We start from the raw sequence: 13,249 nt of genomic DNA, 5'->3' as shown, positions 1-13,249 counted from the left end.
ACGATGGCCTGACACGTACGGTTCCCCCTCCCCCGCGCGGCGGGCGCGTTCCCCCGTTCTGGGGAAGCGCCGGGCCCGCCGGCACTGCCGTCACCCTAAAGCTGCGACGCTGCCGCCATGGCCCACTGCGAGCAAGTACCGACGGCCGTCCGGACGGTGGACTCGGTGCTGACCCGGATGCGCGCCCTCGACGCGGCGCTGCCCGGCCGGGACGGGGTGGCGGTCTTCAACCGCGTCTACCTCGCCGTCACGGAGGCGGTCGACCGGCACATCGACAGCGGCCGGTTCCCGGACGCCCGGGCGGCGATCGCGCTGGACGTGCGGTTCGCGGAGCGGTTCCTGGACGCCGTGGACGCGGCGGATCGGGACCGCCGTCCGCCCGCGTGCTGGCGGCCCGTGTTCCAGTTCCGCCGCCATCCCGGCGTACGTCCGCTGCAGTTCGCCCTGGCGGGCATCAACGCGCACATCGGTCACGATCTGGCGCTGGCCGTGGTGGACACCTGCCGTACGCTCGGCTGCGAACCCGCCGACCTGGAGGACGAGTTCGACCGCGTGGGCGATCTCCTCGTCTCGCTGGAGGAGCGCATCCGCGACGAGCTGATGCCGGGCCCCGACCTCCTCCAGATCGCCGACCCGCTCACCCATCTGCTCGGCTCCTGGAGCCTGGACCGTGCCCGCGACGCCACCTGGGCGGCGGCCCGCGCGCTGTGGGCGCTGCGCCGGCTGCCCGACGTCGCCGGGGAGTTCACCGAACGGCTGGACGCGGCGGTGGGCTTTGCCGGACGCATGCTGCTCACCCCGCTGCCGGACTGAATCCGGCCTGTCCCGGTGCACGCCCGCGCAACTCCCGCACACTCGTTGTACGTTGCATCCTTGGGCACGATCACATCCCGACCGCGAAGGAGCATCCCGGTATGACGACCCGGCTCGGACTCGGCCTCCCCCAGATGCGGCAGTACGACCTCGGCAAGGACGTTCCCGACGTGGCCCGGGCGGCGGAAGGGACGGGCTACGACAGCCTCTGGGTCTTCGAGCGTGCCCTGTTCCCCGAACCCGCCACCCAGGGGCTGTACGGCATCGAGGGCCTGCCCTGGCCCGACGAGTACCGCGACGTTGCGGAACCGCTGGTCACCCTGGCCCTCGCCGCCGCGGCCACCGAACGCGCGGAGCTGGGCTCCAGCGTCCTGGTCGCTCCGCTGCACGTGCCGTTCCAGCTGGCCAGGACCCTGGGCTCGCTGGACGCGGCGAGCGGTGGCCGCGTGGTCGCCGGCTTCGGCACGGGCTGGTCCCACGACGAGTACGCGGCGGCGTCCGTGCGGCCGTTCGCCGAGCGCGGTGCCGCCCTGGACGAGCTGATCGGGGTGTGCCGCGCCGTCTGGGGGCCGGACCCGGTGGTGTACGACGGCGAGGTCACGAAGATCGCGTCCGCGGTGGTCGGCCCCAAACCGGCCCGGCCGATCCCGATCCTGCTGGCGGCGGGCAACGGCAGGGCCCGGCGGCGGCTGGTCGACCACGCCGACGGCTGGCTGCCCGCCGCGATCGGCGCCGAGGCGGTGGCCGAGCAGTGGCGGGTCCTGCGCGAGCTGGCCGCCGAGCGCGGCCGCACGGAGCCGATCCGCACGGTGCTGCGGGCCAACGCCCGCTACAGCGCCGCGCCCCAGGACGCCTCCGGTCGCCGCCCCTTCCACGGCAGCGTCGACCAGATCGTCGAAGACCTCGCCGCACACGCCGAGATCGGCCTGGACGAGATCCTCCTCGACCTCCAGAGCACACCCCGGGACGCCGAGGAACTGAAGGACGTCGCGGCCGAGGTGTACGAGAAGGCTCGGGCGAGCGGCATCTAGCCGGAGTGAGGACCTAGTCCTCGGGGAGCTCGACCGGCGCGATCTCGTCGTACACGTCGCCCGGGCCCGGGTTGGTCGCGTCGGTCTCCCCGCCGAAGTGGTGCATGACGCCCCAGACGGCGTTCAGCGCCGTCTGGACCGCGCCCTCGGCCCAGCCGGCCGTCCAGGAGATGTCGTCGCCGGCGAGGAAGATGCCGCGCTTGTCCTCGGGCAGCTCCTCCTGCATGAAGTGTGTGAACAGGCGCCGCTGGTAGCGGTAGTGGCCGGGGAGGTTGGCCTTGAACGCGCCCATGAAGTAGGGCTCGTTCTCCCAGGAGACCGTCACCGGGTTGCCGATGACGTGCTTCCTGATGTCGGCCTTCGGGTAGATCTCGCCGAGGGACTTCAGCATGACCTCCATCCGCTCGTTCGCGGACAGCGGCAGCCACTTCAGGCTGTCGTCGCACCAGGTGTAGGAGAGGCAGATGACGGCGGGCCGGTCCGGGCCGTCGTCCAGGAGGTAGGTGCCGCGGGTCATGCGGTCGGTGAGCGTCATCGACATGACGTCCCGTCCGGTGTCCTCGTCCTTGTCCAGCCAGAAGGGGCGGTCGACCGGCACGAAGAGCTTGGACGACTCCATGTAGTGGGTCCGCTCGATCGCCGTCCAGTGGTCGATCGGGAAGAGCGAGTCGTCGCAGGCGATCTTGGAGAGCAGCATCCAGGACTGGGCGGTGAAGATCGCCGCCCGGTACGTGCGGATGTCGCCGTCGGCGTCCGTCACCGTGATCCGGTTGCCGGCGGTGCGGTTCAGCCGGGTCACGGCCGGGCGCGGCCCGCCGCTCGCGTGCAGGGACGCGAGCGAGGTGCCGTGCGGCCAGTGGACGATCTTCTCCGGCTCGCGCTCCCACAGCCGCGTGGGCAGTTGCTGGGAACCGCCGACGATGCCTCGGTGGTGGTCGTCGGCCTCGGTGTAGACGACGCGCAGGATCTCCAGGATGGAGTTGGGGAAGTCGGTGTCCCAGCCGCCGGTGCCGAAGCCGACCTGGCCGAAGATCTCCCGGTGCCGGAAGGACTTGAAGGCGTCGGAGTCGCAGAGGAAGCCGTAGAAGGTCTGGTTGTCGAACTTCTCGACCAGCCGGGACCAGATCTCGCGGATGCGCGGGACGTCGCGCTCGCGCAGGGCGCGGTTCATGTCGGAGAAGTCGGCACCCTCCTCGAGGCACTTCGCCCAGGCGTCGGCCACGTCCCGGTAGACCTGCGGGAGGTCGTCGAGCGTCTCGGCGTAGTGCGACTCGCCCTTGAGGTCCACGACGGTGGAGGGCGTCGCCTCGGCGAGAGGGTTGGGGAAGGGGCTGGTCCGGAGCCCCACGAGGTCGATGTAGTGCTGGAGGGCGGTGGAGGACGGCGGGAAGCGCATCGCGCCCATCTCGGCGGTCAGGGACTCGTCGCATCCGTCGAAGCCCACGGTCCGCAGCCGGCCGCCGATCTTGTCGGCCTCGTAGACGACGGGCTTGAGGCCCATCTTCATCAGCTCGTAGGCGGCCACGATGCCGGACAGTCCGCCGCCGACGACCGCGACCTCGGCGCCGTGCTCGGTCGCCGGTATCTGGCCGAGTCCCGCCGGGTGGGCGAGGAAGTCGTCGTACGCGTACGGGAAGTCCGGACCGAACATGGTGATCGGCGGCTGCTGCTCGTCTGCGTGCTCGACGGCGTTGGGCACGGTGGACGTCATGGGGTACGGACTCCTTGCACGGGTGGAACGGAGGGGGTGGCGGTGGGGGGTCAGACGAGGGACCCGTAGAGACCGGGGCGGCGGTCCTTCAGGTACGGGTTGTGCTCGCGGGACGCGGCGAGGAGGGCCGGGTCGACGTCGCCGAGGACCAGTTCCTCGGCGCGGCCGGCCCGCGCGCGGGCGGTGCCGTCGGGACCGGCGAGGGTGGAGAGGCCGACGAACTCGAACTCCCCCTCCTGACCGGCCCGGTTGACGTACGCCACGTACATCTGGTTCTCGAAGGCCCGCACCGGCACGACCGACTCGGCGACGAACTGGAACGGGTGCATCTGCGCGGTCGGCACGAGCAGCAGGTCGGTGCCGGCCAGGGCGTGGGCCCGGACGTTCTCCGGGAACTCCACGTCGTAGCAGATCATCAGGCCGACGGTGATCCCGTCGAGCCGCGCCTGCACGACCGGCTGCTCGCCGGGGGTGAAGTGGTCGCGCTCGAAGCAGCCGAAGAGGTGGGTCTTGCGGTAGTCGGCCAGGCGGGTGCCGTCGGCGGAGATCAGCTGGACGGAGTTGAAGACCCGCTCGCCCTCCCGCTCGGGGTAGCCGTACGCGATCGCGAGGCCGTGGCGCTCGGCGGTCTCCGCGACGGCGTCGGCCGAGTCGCCGTCGGCGGGCTCGGCGAGGACGCCGATGTCGTCGCCGATCGCGTACCCGGTCAGGAACAGCTCCGAGGTGACGAGCAGCCCGGCACCCGCGGCGGCGGCCCGGGCGGCGGCCTCGTCGAGGACCTTGAGGTTCTCGGCGGTGGAGCCGGGCCGGCCGGAGCTCTGGAGCAGGGCGGTGCGCATGCGTGTTCCTCACCGGTGGGAGGGGGGTCGGGGGGCCAGATAGACGGTACGTTCGGCGGACTCGGCCGGACAAGACGGACCTGTTGCGCACCCGAGAGCGGTTCGTTGCGTGCGTCGGTCGCGGCGCGGAGATTCGTTGTGCGCGGCCCCCGGCGGCGTGGGACGGCAGCCCGCGCCACGTCCCCGGGCCCGCCCGGCGGGGCGTCGGCAGGAGTGCCCGCTCCTCCTCGGGTGGCATCCCGGGCTGATGCTCCCCGCCGCGCGGCGGAGGGCGGTCCCGCCCCGGGGGCGATGTGGCGGGGGTGCGGCGACGGGACAGTGGTGGGCGTTCAGGTCCGCCGCCATCCGCCCACCGAGGGGACCCGCCATGAAAAGAAGCCGTACGACGACCGCCGCGCTCTGCGTCACCCTGTTGCTCACCGCCGTCACCACCGGTGCCGCGGTCGCGTCCGGGCCGCACGACGGCACCCCGCAGGACCGCCCCCGCGGGAGGCCGCCGCGCTGACCGGCAGCGCCAAGCTCTACCGGTCGGCGGGCGACGACATCACCTTCACCTTCGACGCCCACCTCGCTGCGGAGCACGACGCCAACCCGCTCGAAGCGACCGGGACGTTCGAGTTCGGCCACTACCTGGACGGCGGGGGCGCCAGGGCGAAGGCCACCGTCGACTGCCTGCTGACCGGCGGCGACGTGGCCGTGGTCTCCGGCGTCATCACCGACTCCGACCTGCCGGGCGCCGAGGGCAGGCGGGTCGGCATCACGGTCCACGACCTCGGCCGTCACGACCGGCTCGGCTACAGCTGGGCGGCGACGGGCAGCCCCGTCGAGGGCGGGGAACCGCCCGAGTGCGTCGGGTCCGCCCCCTTCGAGAAGGTGCGGAAGGGCACCGGCGACTTCACGGTCGTGCCCTGGCGGCCGCGGCTGTAGCCCGCGCGACGGTGGCCAGGACCAGCGCCGTCAGCAGGTACGGCACCGCGGCCAGGGCGAACGCCGTGCCGTGCCCGGTCGCCGAGGACGCCACCGCGTAGGCGCCGTAGGTGGCGAGGGTGCCCAGCTCGGTGCCGAGGCCCGCGACCGAGGTCAGGGTGGCCCGGCCGGTGTCGTCGATCCGCTGCTGGAGCCGCGCGTCGGCGAGCACGGTCGCCAGCTGGAAGCCGCCGAAGGCGAGCCCGACCAGGACCAGGGCGGCCGGGGTGCCCGCGGCGGCGCCCACCGCCATGGCGAGCGCGGAACCGGTGAGCAAGGCGGCGAATCCGGTGGTGGTCAGGCGGCCGGCGGCCCCGGCCAGCAGGCTGCCGCCGGTGGCTCCGGCCCAGATCACCAGCAGCAGCCACGGAACGGTCTTCTCCGCGACACCGGTGTCCAGCGCCAGCAGCGGCGTGTACTCGTCGAGAGCGCCCCACACCGCGGTCACGGCCGGGACCAGCAGCAGCGCGCCGCGCACCGAGCGGTCGGTGCGGGCGTCGGCAAGTCCGGCACGCAGCGTCGCGGTCCACCGCGGGCCGCCGACGGACGGTTCGCGGTGCTCGGGGAAGCGCGTCGCCACGGCGGCGCCGACGAGGCAGATCAGCACGCTGGCCGCGCCCACCGCGTCGTAGCCGCCCCAGGCGAACACCGGACCGGCCAGGCCCATCGCGGCCATCGTCGCCGCGATGCCGATGGCCCGCGCCCGACCCATGACCCCGGCGTACCGGTCGGCCGCGCCGGCCCGGTCCAGCTCGTCGTAGACCAGCGCCTCCTGCGCGCCGGAGCCGAGGGCCCCGCCGGCCCCCCACAGCACGAAGCCGATTGCGAAGGCGCCGTAGGAGGGCACGAGCACCCACAGCGCGAAGCCGGCGGCGGTGAGCAGCGGCCCGAGGACCAGGAGCAGCCGCCGGGAGACGGCGTCGGCCCAGGCGCCGGACGGCACCTCCAGCAGGACGCCGGTCAGCGACCACAGGGCGAACAGGGAGGAGATCTGCCAGACGGACAGACCGGTGTCGCTGAACAGCAGCGCGTACACCGGGTAGAGCAGGACGAACTCGTCGCAGAACGCGGAGGCGTACAGCGTGCGCGTCAGCCGCCGGGTACCGGCGGTGGCGGGGGCACGCTCGGGTGAGAGAGTCATGAGGCCTTCCCGAGGGGGCGGATCGGACACCGGAGGTGCGGCGTCCGGGGCGGCCCTCGGGAGGAGGCGCTACGGGTGAATCAATGTCGCCAGGTCATGCCCCCGATGCTAGACGTCACCGGGCCTCCTGCCCACCGATTACGTGGGCGACCCCGACGAGAAGCGCCGCAGCAGCGGCGAGAGCACCAGCACGGACTTGGTCCGCTCCACGAACGGCTCCCCGGCGATCCGCTCCAGGACCCGTTCGAAGTGCCGCATGTCGGAGGCGAAGACCTGGGCGACCGCGTCCGCGTCTCCGGTGACGGTGGACGCGGCCACGACCTCCTGGTACCGCTCCAGGCCTCGCTGGATGGTCTCCGGCGAGGTGTTGCGGCGGCAGTGGATCTCGACGAACCCCTCGGTCTCCCAGCCGAGCGCGGCGGGGTCGACCCGTACGGTGAAGCCGGTGATGGCCCCGGTGGCGCGCAGCCGGTCCACCCGCCGTTTGACGGCGGGCGCGGACAGGCCGACCGACTGCCCGATGTCCGCGTAGGAGCGGCGGGCGTCCTCGGCGAGGGCGTGCACGATGCGTTCGTCGAGTTCGTTCAGCACTGCGGGCGGTTCACTTCACTTCTGGTGCGTCCGGACCTCTGACGTGTCCGGCGTGGCGAGTCGGGAGCGGCGGTGGCCGTACACGAAGTAGAACACGAGCCCCGCCGCCATCCAGACACCGAAGACCACCCAGGTGACGGTGGACAGGCTGCCCATCATCCAGACGCAGAAGCCGAAGCCCAGGGCGGGCAGGAGCGGCGACAGCGGTACCCGGAAGGTGCGGGGCATGTCCGGGCGGGTCCGGCGCAGCACCACGACGGCCACGTTGACCAGGGCGAAGGCGAAGAAGGTGCCGATGCTGGTGGCGTCGGCGAGCTGCCCGAGCGGGATGGCGGCGGCCAGCACGCCGCAGAACAGGGAGACGATCAGCGTGTTGGCGCGGGGCGCGCCGGTCTTCGGGTGCACCTTGGAGAAGACCTTGGGCACCAGTCCGTCGCGGGACATGGCGAACAGGACGCGGGTCTGGCCGTAGAGCACGGTCAGGACGACGCTGGCGATGGCGACGACCGCGCAGAAGGCCAGCAGGGTGCCCCAGAAGCTCTGTCCGGTGACGTCGGTCATGATCTGCGCGAGGGATGCCTCGGAGTCGGTGAAGTTCCGCCAGGGCTTGGCGCCCACGGCGACGGCCGCGACGAGGACGTACAGCACCGTGACGATGATCAGGGAGAGCATGATCGCTCGGGGCAGGTCGCGCTGGGCGTTCTTCGCCTCCTCACCGGCCGTGGAGGCGGCGTCGAAGCCGATGTAGGAGAAGAAGAGCGTCGCGCCGGCCGCGCTGACGCCGGCCATGCCGAGCGGCATGAAGTGCTCGTAGTTGCCGGAGCGGAAGCCCTGGACGCCGATCGCGCAGAACAGCACCAGGGCCGCGATCTTGACGACGACCATGATCGTGTTGGCCCGGGCGGACTCGCGGGCGCCGCCCAGCAGGAACGTCATGGCGAGCAGTACGACGATCAGCGCGGGCAGGTTGAAGATGCCGCCGTCGCCGGGTGGCGCCGACAGGACGGCGGGGAGGGTGACGCCGATGGTGCCGTCGAGCAGCTCGTTCAGGTACTCGCCCCAGCCGACGGCGACGGCGGCCACCGACACGCCGTACTCCAGGACCAGGCACCAGCCGCAGATCCAGGCGACCAGCTCGCCCATCGTGGCGTAGGCGTACGAGTACGAGGATCCGGCGACCGGGATGGTGCCGGCCAGTTCGGCGTAGGACAGGGCCGAGAAGAGCGCCGTGAGGCCGGCGATGACGAAGGAGAGCGTGACGGCGGGACCGGCCTTGGGGACGGCCTCGCCGAGGACGACGAAGATGCCGGTGCCGAGGGTGGCACCGATGCTGATCATCGTGAGCTGCCAGAGGCCGAGGGAGCGGCGGAGGCTGCCGCCCTCGCCCTGGCCGCCCTCGGCGACCAGCCGTTCGACGGGCTTGCGGCGCACGAGGCGCGCGGCCAGGCCCGGGGACGATGGGGCGGCCGTTGCGTCGTGGTGCGGGGGTGCGCCTTGGTCGAGCACGCGTTGACTCCTTTGTCGCTGCCGGCCGGCGCCGTCGCGGTGGGCGGACGGGCTCGGCGCGGGGCCTGGGAGCGGCGGGGACCGGTGGGCGCGATCGTGCGGAACGAACGGGAACCCACCGAGCGGGGTCCCCGCCACGCCACGTACAGCGCAGAACACTACGAGCGGGGCGCGGCCCGGGTAATGCAGCAACCTTGCGCGTCCCAGCACGATCGTTGCGTTCACCCGGTCATGGCGCGTGTTCGTTGCGCGAGGGCCGTGGGGCGTTGCGCGGCGGGTCCGGCGGAGGGTGGATCGTCCCTGGTCAGTGGAGGTCGGGATCGCCCGCGACGGCCCGCGCCTCGGCCACCTCCGCCGCGTCTAGGCCGATCTCGCCGGGCCGGTCGCGGGCGGCCTCCTGGGCGTCGATCCAGCGCGTGTGCGCCTCCCAGGCGGCCTGCTTGCTGGTGCCGAGGGCGGCCCCGATCTGCGACCAGGAGGCGCCGGCCTCGCGGGCGGCCCGCACGGTGAGCTGACGTCCGTAGGCGGCCTTGCGGGCCACCACCTCGCTCAGCGCGAGCAGTTCCAGGAGCTGGGGACGGTCGAGGGCTTCCGCGTCGCTGCCCATCCCCGCGAGGGACTCGCGGACGCGCAGCTCGTCGAGGCGGGCCACGGCGGTCAGCAGGGTGTGCTGCGGCTCGATGCTCTGCGGTGTCGTCATGCGTCCAGCGTCACGTCAGGGCGGCTTGACGTCAAGCCGCCCTGACGCTTTTCGGACGCGAGCCGGTGCTCAGCCCCAGCTGGCGTGCAGCGGCTTGCCCTCGGCGTAGCCGGCGGCACTCTGGATGCCGACGATGGCCTTCTCGGCGAACTCCTCCAGCGAGCCGGCACCGGCGTAGGTGCAGGACGAGCGGACGCCCGCGATGATCGAGTCGATCAGGTCCTCGACGCCGGGGCGGGCCGGGTCGAGGAACATGCGGGAGGTGGAGATGCCCTCCTCGAACAGCCCCTTGCGGGCCCGGTCGTACGCCGACTCCTCGGAGGTGCGGTTGCGCACCGCGCGGGCGGAGGCCATGCCGAACGACTCCTTGTAGGCACGGCCGTTGGCGTCGTGCTGGAGGTCGCCCGGGGACTCGTAGGTGCCCGCGAACCAGGAGCCGACCATCACGTTGGAGGCGCCGGCCGCGAGGGCCATGGCCACGTCGCGCGGGTGCCGGATGCCGCCGTCGGCCCAGACGTGCTTGCCGTACTTCCTCGCCTCGGCGGCGCATTCGAGGACCGCGGAGAACTGCGGCCGGCCGACGCCGGTCATCATGCGGGTGGTGCACATGGCACCCGGTCCGACACCGACCTTGACGATGTCGGCGCCGGCCTCGATCAGGTCGCGTACGCCCTCGGCGGAGACGATGTTGCCCGCGACGATCGGAACCCGCGGGTCCAGGTCGCGGACCACCTTGACGGCGCTGATCATCGACTCCTGGTGCCCGTGGGCGGTATCGATGACGAGGGTGTCCACGCCCGCGTCGAGGAGTTGCTTGGCCTTGCCCGCGACGTCGCCGTTGATGCCGACCGCGGCGGCGATACGGAGCCTGCCGTTCGCGTCCGTCGCCGGGGTGTACAGCGTGGCGCGCAGGGCGCCCCGGCGGGTGAGGATGCCGGCGAGGCGGCCGTCCTTGTCGACGGCGGGGGCGTAGCGCCGGTTGGCGGCGTCGAGGGTGTTGAAGGCCTCGCGCGGGTCCATGTCCGCGTCGATGAGGATCAGGTCCTTGGACATGACCTCTTCGAGCTGGGTGAAGCGGTCCACGCCGGTCAGGTCGGTGTCGGTGACCACGCCGACCGGCTTGTGGTCACCGTCGACGACGACGCCCGCGTTGTGCGCGCGCTTGGGCAGCAGGGCCAGCGCGTCGGCCACGGTCTGGTGCGGGGCCAGCACGATCGGGGTGTCCAGGACGTGGTGGCGGCTCTTCACCCAGGCGACGACCTCGGTGACGACCTCGATCGGGATGTCCTGCGGGATGACCACGAGGCCGCCGCGCCGGGCGACCGTCTCCGCCATCCGGCGTCCGGCGATGGCGGTCATGTTGGCGACGACCAGCGGGATGGTGGTGCCCGTGCCGTCCGGGGAGCCGAGGTCCACGCCCTGCCGGGAGCCCACGGCGGAACGGCTCGGCACCATGAAAACGTCGTCGTACGTCAGGTCGTACGAGGGCTGGATGTCATTCAGGAAACGCACGTGCTGCACATCCCAGTCGATCAGAGGTGGCCCCCGGACAGGTCAGCCAGGGGGAAAGAGCACGTACTTCATTCTCCCACGGCCCGGCGTCGGCAACCCCCGGGCAGATCATCCAGGCTGGTCAGGGGCCTCCTTGGAGGAACCTCCAGGACCGAGCGTGACGAAGAGTCCCGGTCCGCGGTCGGTGGCTTCGGCGAAGACCTCCTCGGCCACGGTCCACTCGTCCGGCCGCGCCTCGGCGTACGCCCGCCAGCCCCGCACCACGAGGACCAGCCCCCGCTCCTGGGCCTCCGGCGGCCAGACGGACGGGTCGGAGAGGGAGTCGGCGAGCGCGTCCCAGTTCCGGCCGAACCAGTCGGGCAGGGCCAGGTCACGGGCGCAGCGGTCCATCAGGCCCGCCTTGTCCGTGACCCCGTCGAGGTCCAGCGTGACCACGAGCCGCCCCGCGGGATCCTCGGTCATGTCGTGCCCTCTCCCGTTCTGATCGTCCGTCCCGTTCTGAGCTCTCGTCAGATCCCGTCCGGGTCCGTCCGGTTGAGCGTCGACTTCGGTGCCGAGCCCAGCGTCATCAGGTGGTCGGCGGCCGACGTGTCCGTCACCAGGCTGGTGACAAGCCCGGAGCGCAGCACCGCGTCGATGGCCGCCGCCTTGCGCTGCCCGCCCGCGATCGCGACGACCTCGGGGATACGGCGGAGCTGGTCGGCCTTGACCGTGATGCACCGCTCCCCCAGGTCCCGCCCGACCCGGCGCCCCTCGGCGTCGAAGAGGTGCGCGGACATCTCGGCGGCGACCCCGAGCGAGGCGTAGTGCGCGCGCTCCTCGTCGCTGAGCATGTCGTGCACCGTGGAGATGCCGGGCTCCCAGGAGCCGATGGAGACGCAGGCGACCGTGACCTTGTCGAAGTACTCGAAGGCCCGGGCGATCCCGGTCTGGTGGCGCAGCGCCTGTGCGGTGGCCGCGTCCGGGAGGAGCATCGGCGCGTAGATGGGGTGCGCGTCGCCGCCGGACACCTGTGCGGCGCGCCGCACGGCCTCGACCGAGCCGCGTTCGGCGGTCCCGGCGTCGTACACGCCCGTGAGCTGCACCACCGTGCACGGCGGCAGCCGGTCGAGCGCCGCCGCCATGTGGATAGTGGACCGGCCCCAGGCCAGGCCCAGCACGTCGCCCTCGGTGACCAGCTCGCCGAGCAGGTCGGCGGCCACCTCGCCCAGGTTCTCGGGGTCGGGTGTCTCCTCGGCGTCGGCCGGGGACTCCACCACGACGGCGTGCCTGAGCCCGTAGCGGGCGCGCAGCGCGTCCGAGCGCTCGGCGTCCAGCTCGGCCGGCACCCGGATCTCGATTCGTACAAGGTCTCGCTCAAGGGCGGTCTCCAGGACCCTGGCCACCTTGAAGCGGCTGACGCCGAACTCCTCCGCGATCTGGATCTTGGACTTTCCCTCGAGGTAGAAGCGGCGGGCCATGGCCGCCGCCTGGACCAGCTCAGCGGGTCCCATCCGCATGGCTGAACGGCCCGCCGACATACCCGACACGGCGATCTCCTCACTGCTGTTCACACTCTGGATACGCCGTTCATCCTTGCAGATTCGGCGCACTTGATCAGCCCTGATGGGAGCCGTTCACGTTCTGTTCCTCAGTGGTCGCAGGACCAGGATGCCCCGGCGGTCGCCGACTCGGCCTGCGTGCGCAGTGCACGTACCGCCTCGGCCGGGTCGGAGGCCCCGTAGACGGCGGAACCCGCGACGAAGACGTCCGCGCCGGCGTCGGCGCACTGCTCGATCGTCGACGCCGACACGCCGCCGTCGACCTGGAGCCACATCTCCAGACCATGCTTCTTGATCAGCTCACGGGTGCGCCTGATCTTCGGGAGCATGATGTCGAGGAACGCCTGCCCGCCGAAGCCCGGTTCAACCGTCATGATCAGCAGCATGTCGAGTTCGGGGAGCAGGTCCTCGTACGGCTCGATCGGCGTCGCGGGCTTCAGCGCCATGGACGCGCGGGCGCCCTTGGCGCGGATCTCCCGGGCGAGCCGCACCGGCGCGGCGGCCGCCTCGACGTGGAAGGTGACGGAACCGGCACCGGCCTCCACGTACTGCGGCGCCCAGCGGTCGGGGGCGTCGATCATCAGGTGGCAGTCCAGGGGGGTCTCGGTCGCCTTGGCCAGCGACTCCACGACCGGCACGCCGAGTGTGAGGTTCGGGACGAAGTGGTTGTCCATGACGTCGACGTGGAGCCAGTCGGCTCCGGCGACCGCCTCGGCCTCGTCCGCGAGGCGGGCGAAGTCGGCGGAGAGGATGCTGGGGTTGATCTGCGCGGCCATGGCCCCAAGCCTGCCATGCCCTCCGGGGGTGGGCGGCACGGGTCCCCGGGGGCGTGCGGTTTGTTCGTCGGGTTCGGGTCGGACGTGGCTGGTCGCGCAGTTCCCCGCGCCCCTTCGGGGCC

Annotated in this window: 12 protein-coding genes and 1 pseudogene; 3 read left to right on the top strand and 10 right to left on the bottom strand. The window is 72.2% G+C overall.

What is annotated here, in order from left to right:
• The first annotated feature begins 117 nt into the window (after positions 1 to 117).
• Positions 118 to 813 (top strand): DUF5995 family protein, encoded by a 696-nt coding sequence (locus ACGF3J_RS34335; RefSeq protein WP_161330446.1) that lies wholly within the window; start codon positions 118 to 120, stop codon positions 811 to 813.
• Positions 814 to 914: 101 nt separating this feature from the next.
• Entirely contained in the window at positions 915 to 1,844 is a 930-nt protein-coding gene (locus ACGF3J_RS34330; protein ID WP_161330445.1) for a TIGR03619 family F420-dependent LLM class oxidoreductase, read from the top strand.
• A gap of 13 nt (positions 1,845 to 1,857) precedes the next feature.
• Here the strand turns inward: ACGF3J_RS34330 and ACGF3J_RS34325 are convergent, their stop codons facing one another.
• Both ACGF3J_RS34325 and ACGF3J_RS34320 read right to left on the bottom strand, forming a co-directional pair.
• Positions 1,858 to 3,555, bottom strand: a complete 1,698-nt coding sequence (locus tag ACGF3J_RS34325; protein WP_161330444.1) for an NAD(P)/FAD-dependent oxidoreductase — start codon at positions 3,553 to 3,555, stop codon at positions 1,858 to 1,860.
• Between the two features lie 50 nt (positions 3,556 to 3,605).
• Positions 3,606 to 4,394, bottom strand: a complete 789-nt coding sequence (locus ACGF3J_RS34320; RefSeq protein WP_161330443.1) for a carbon-nitrogen hydrolase family protein — start codon at positions 4,392 to 4,394, stop codon at positions 3,606 to 3,608.
• Positions 4,395 to 4,761: 367 nt separating this feature from the next.
• On the opposite strand from ACGF3J_RS34320, the pseudogene ACGF3J_RS34315 reads away from it, so the two are divergent.
• Positions 4,762 to 5,321 (top strand): annotated as a pseudogene (locus ACGF3J_RS34315) (Repetin).
• Here the strand turns inward: ACGF3J_RS34315 and ACGF3J_RS34310 are convergent.
• The 8 genes from ACGF3J_RS34310 to rpe all read right to left on the bottom strand — a co-directional run bounded on the left by ACGF3J_RS34310 (position 5,290) and on the right by rpe (position 13,127).
• Positions 5,290 to 6,501, bottom strand: coding sequence for an MFS transporter (locus ACGF3J_RS34310; RefSeq protein WP_161332819.1), 1,212 nt, complete (start codon positions 6,499 to 6,501; stop codon positions 5,290 to 5,292). The pseudogene ACGF3J_RS34315 and the gene ACGF3J_RS34310 overlap by 32 nt on opposite strands.
• Positions 6,502 to 6,639: 138 nt before the next feature.
• The gene (locus ACGF3J_RS34305) at positions 6,640 to 7,092 is read right to left on the bottom strand and encodes an Lrp/AsnC family transcriptional regulator (protein WP_125490424.1); all 453 of its coding nucleotides are present in this window, start codon (positions 7,090 to 7,092) and stop codon (positions 6,640 to 6,642) included.
• 15 nt (positions 7,093 to 7,107) lie between these two features.
• Positions 7,108 to 8,598: an amino acid permease gene (locus ACGF3J_RS34300; protein ID WP_161332820.1), complete on the bottom strand. Its 1,491-nt coding sequence runs from the start codon at positions 8,596 to 8,598 to the stop codon at positions 7,108 to 7,110.
• 304 nt (positions 8,599 to 8,902) lie between these two features.
• Complete coding sequence (locus tag ACGF3J_RS34295; protein WP_161332821.1) at positions 8,903 to 9,298, bottom strand: hypothetical protein; 396 nt, start codon at positions 9,296 to 9,298, stop codon at positions 8,903 to 8,905.
• Positions 9,299 to 9,367: 69 nt separating this feature from the next.
• Complete coding sequence (locus tag ACGF3J_RS34290; RefSeq protein WP_161332822.1) at positions 9,368 to 10,810, bottom strand: GuaB1 family IMP dehydrogenase-related protein; 1,443 nt, start codon at positions 10,808 to 10,810, stop codon at positions 9,368 to 9,370.
• A gap of 108 nt (positions 10,811 to 10,918) precedes the next feature.
• Positions 10,919 to 11,272, bottom strand: a complete 354-nt coding sequence (locus ACGF3J_RS34285; RefSeq protein ID WP_161332823.1) for a barstar family protein — start codon at positions 11,270 to 11,272, stop codon at positions 10,919 to 10,921.
• Between the two features lie 47 nt (positions 11,273 to 11,319).
• On the bottom strand, positions 11,320 to 12,363 hold the full coding sequence (locus ACGF3J_RS34280; RefSeq protein ID WP_161332824.1) for a sugar-binding transcriptional regulator: 1,044 nt from the start codon (positions 12,361 to 12,363) through the stop codon (positions 11,320 to 11,322).
• Between the two features lie 77 nt (positions 12,364 to 12,440).
• Positions 12,441 to 13,127 (bottom strand): ribulose-phosphate 3-epimerase, encoded by a 687-nt coding sequence (rpe, locus tag ACGF3J_RS34275; protein WP_161332825.1) that lies wholly within the window; start codon positions 13,125 to 13,127, stop codon positions 12,441 to 12,443.
• Positions 13,128 to 13,249: the final 122 nt, after the last annotated feature.

This window comes from Streptomyces sp. NPDC048171, from assembly GCF_043202655.1.
Lineage (GTDB): Bacteria > Actinomycetota > Actinomycetes > Streptomycetales > Streptomycetaceae > Streptomyces.
Note: the sequence above shows the minus strand (reverse complement) of the source record. Positions and strands in the feature narration are given on the sequence as shown.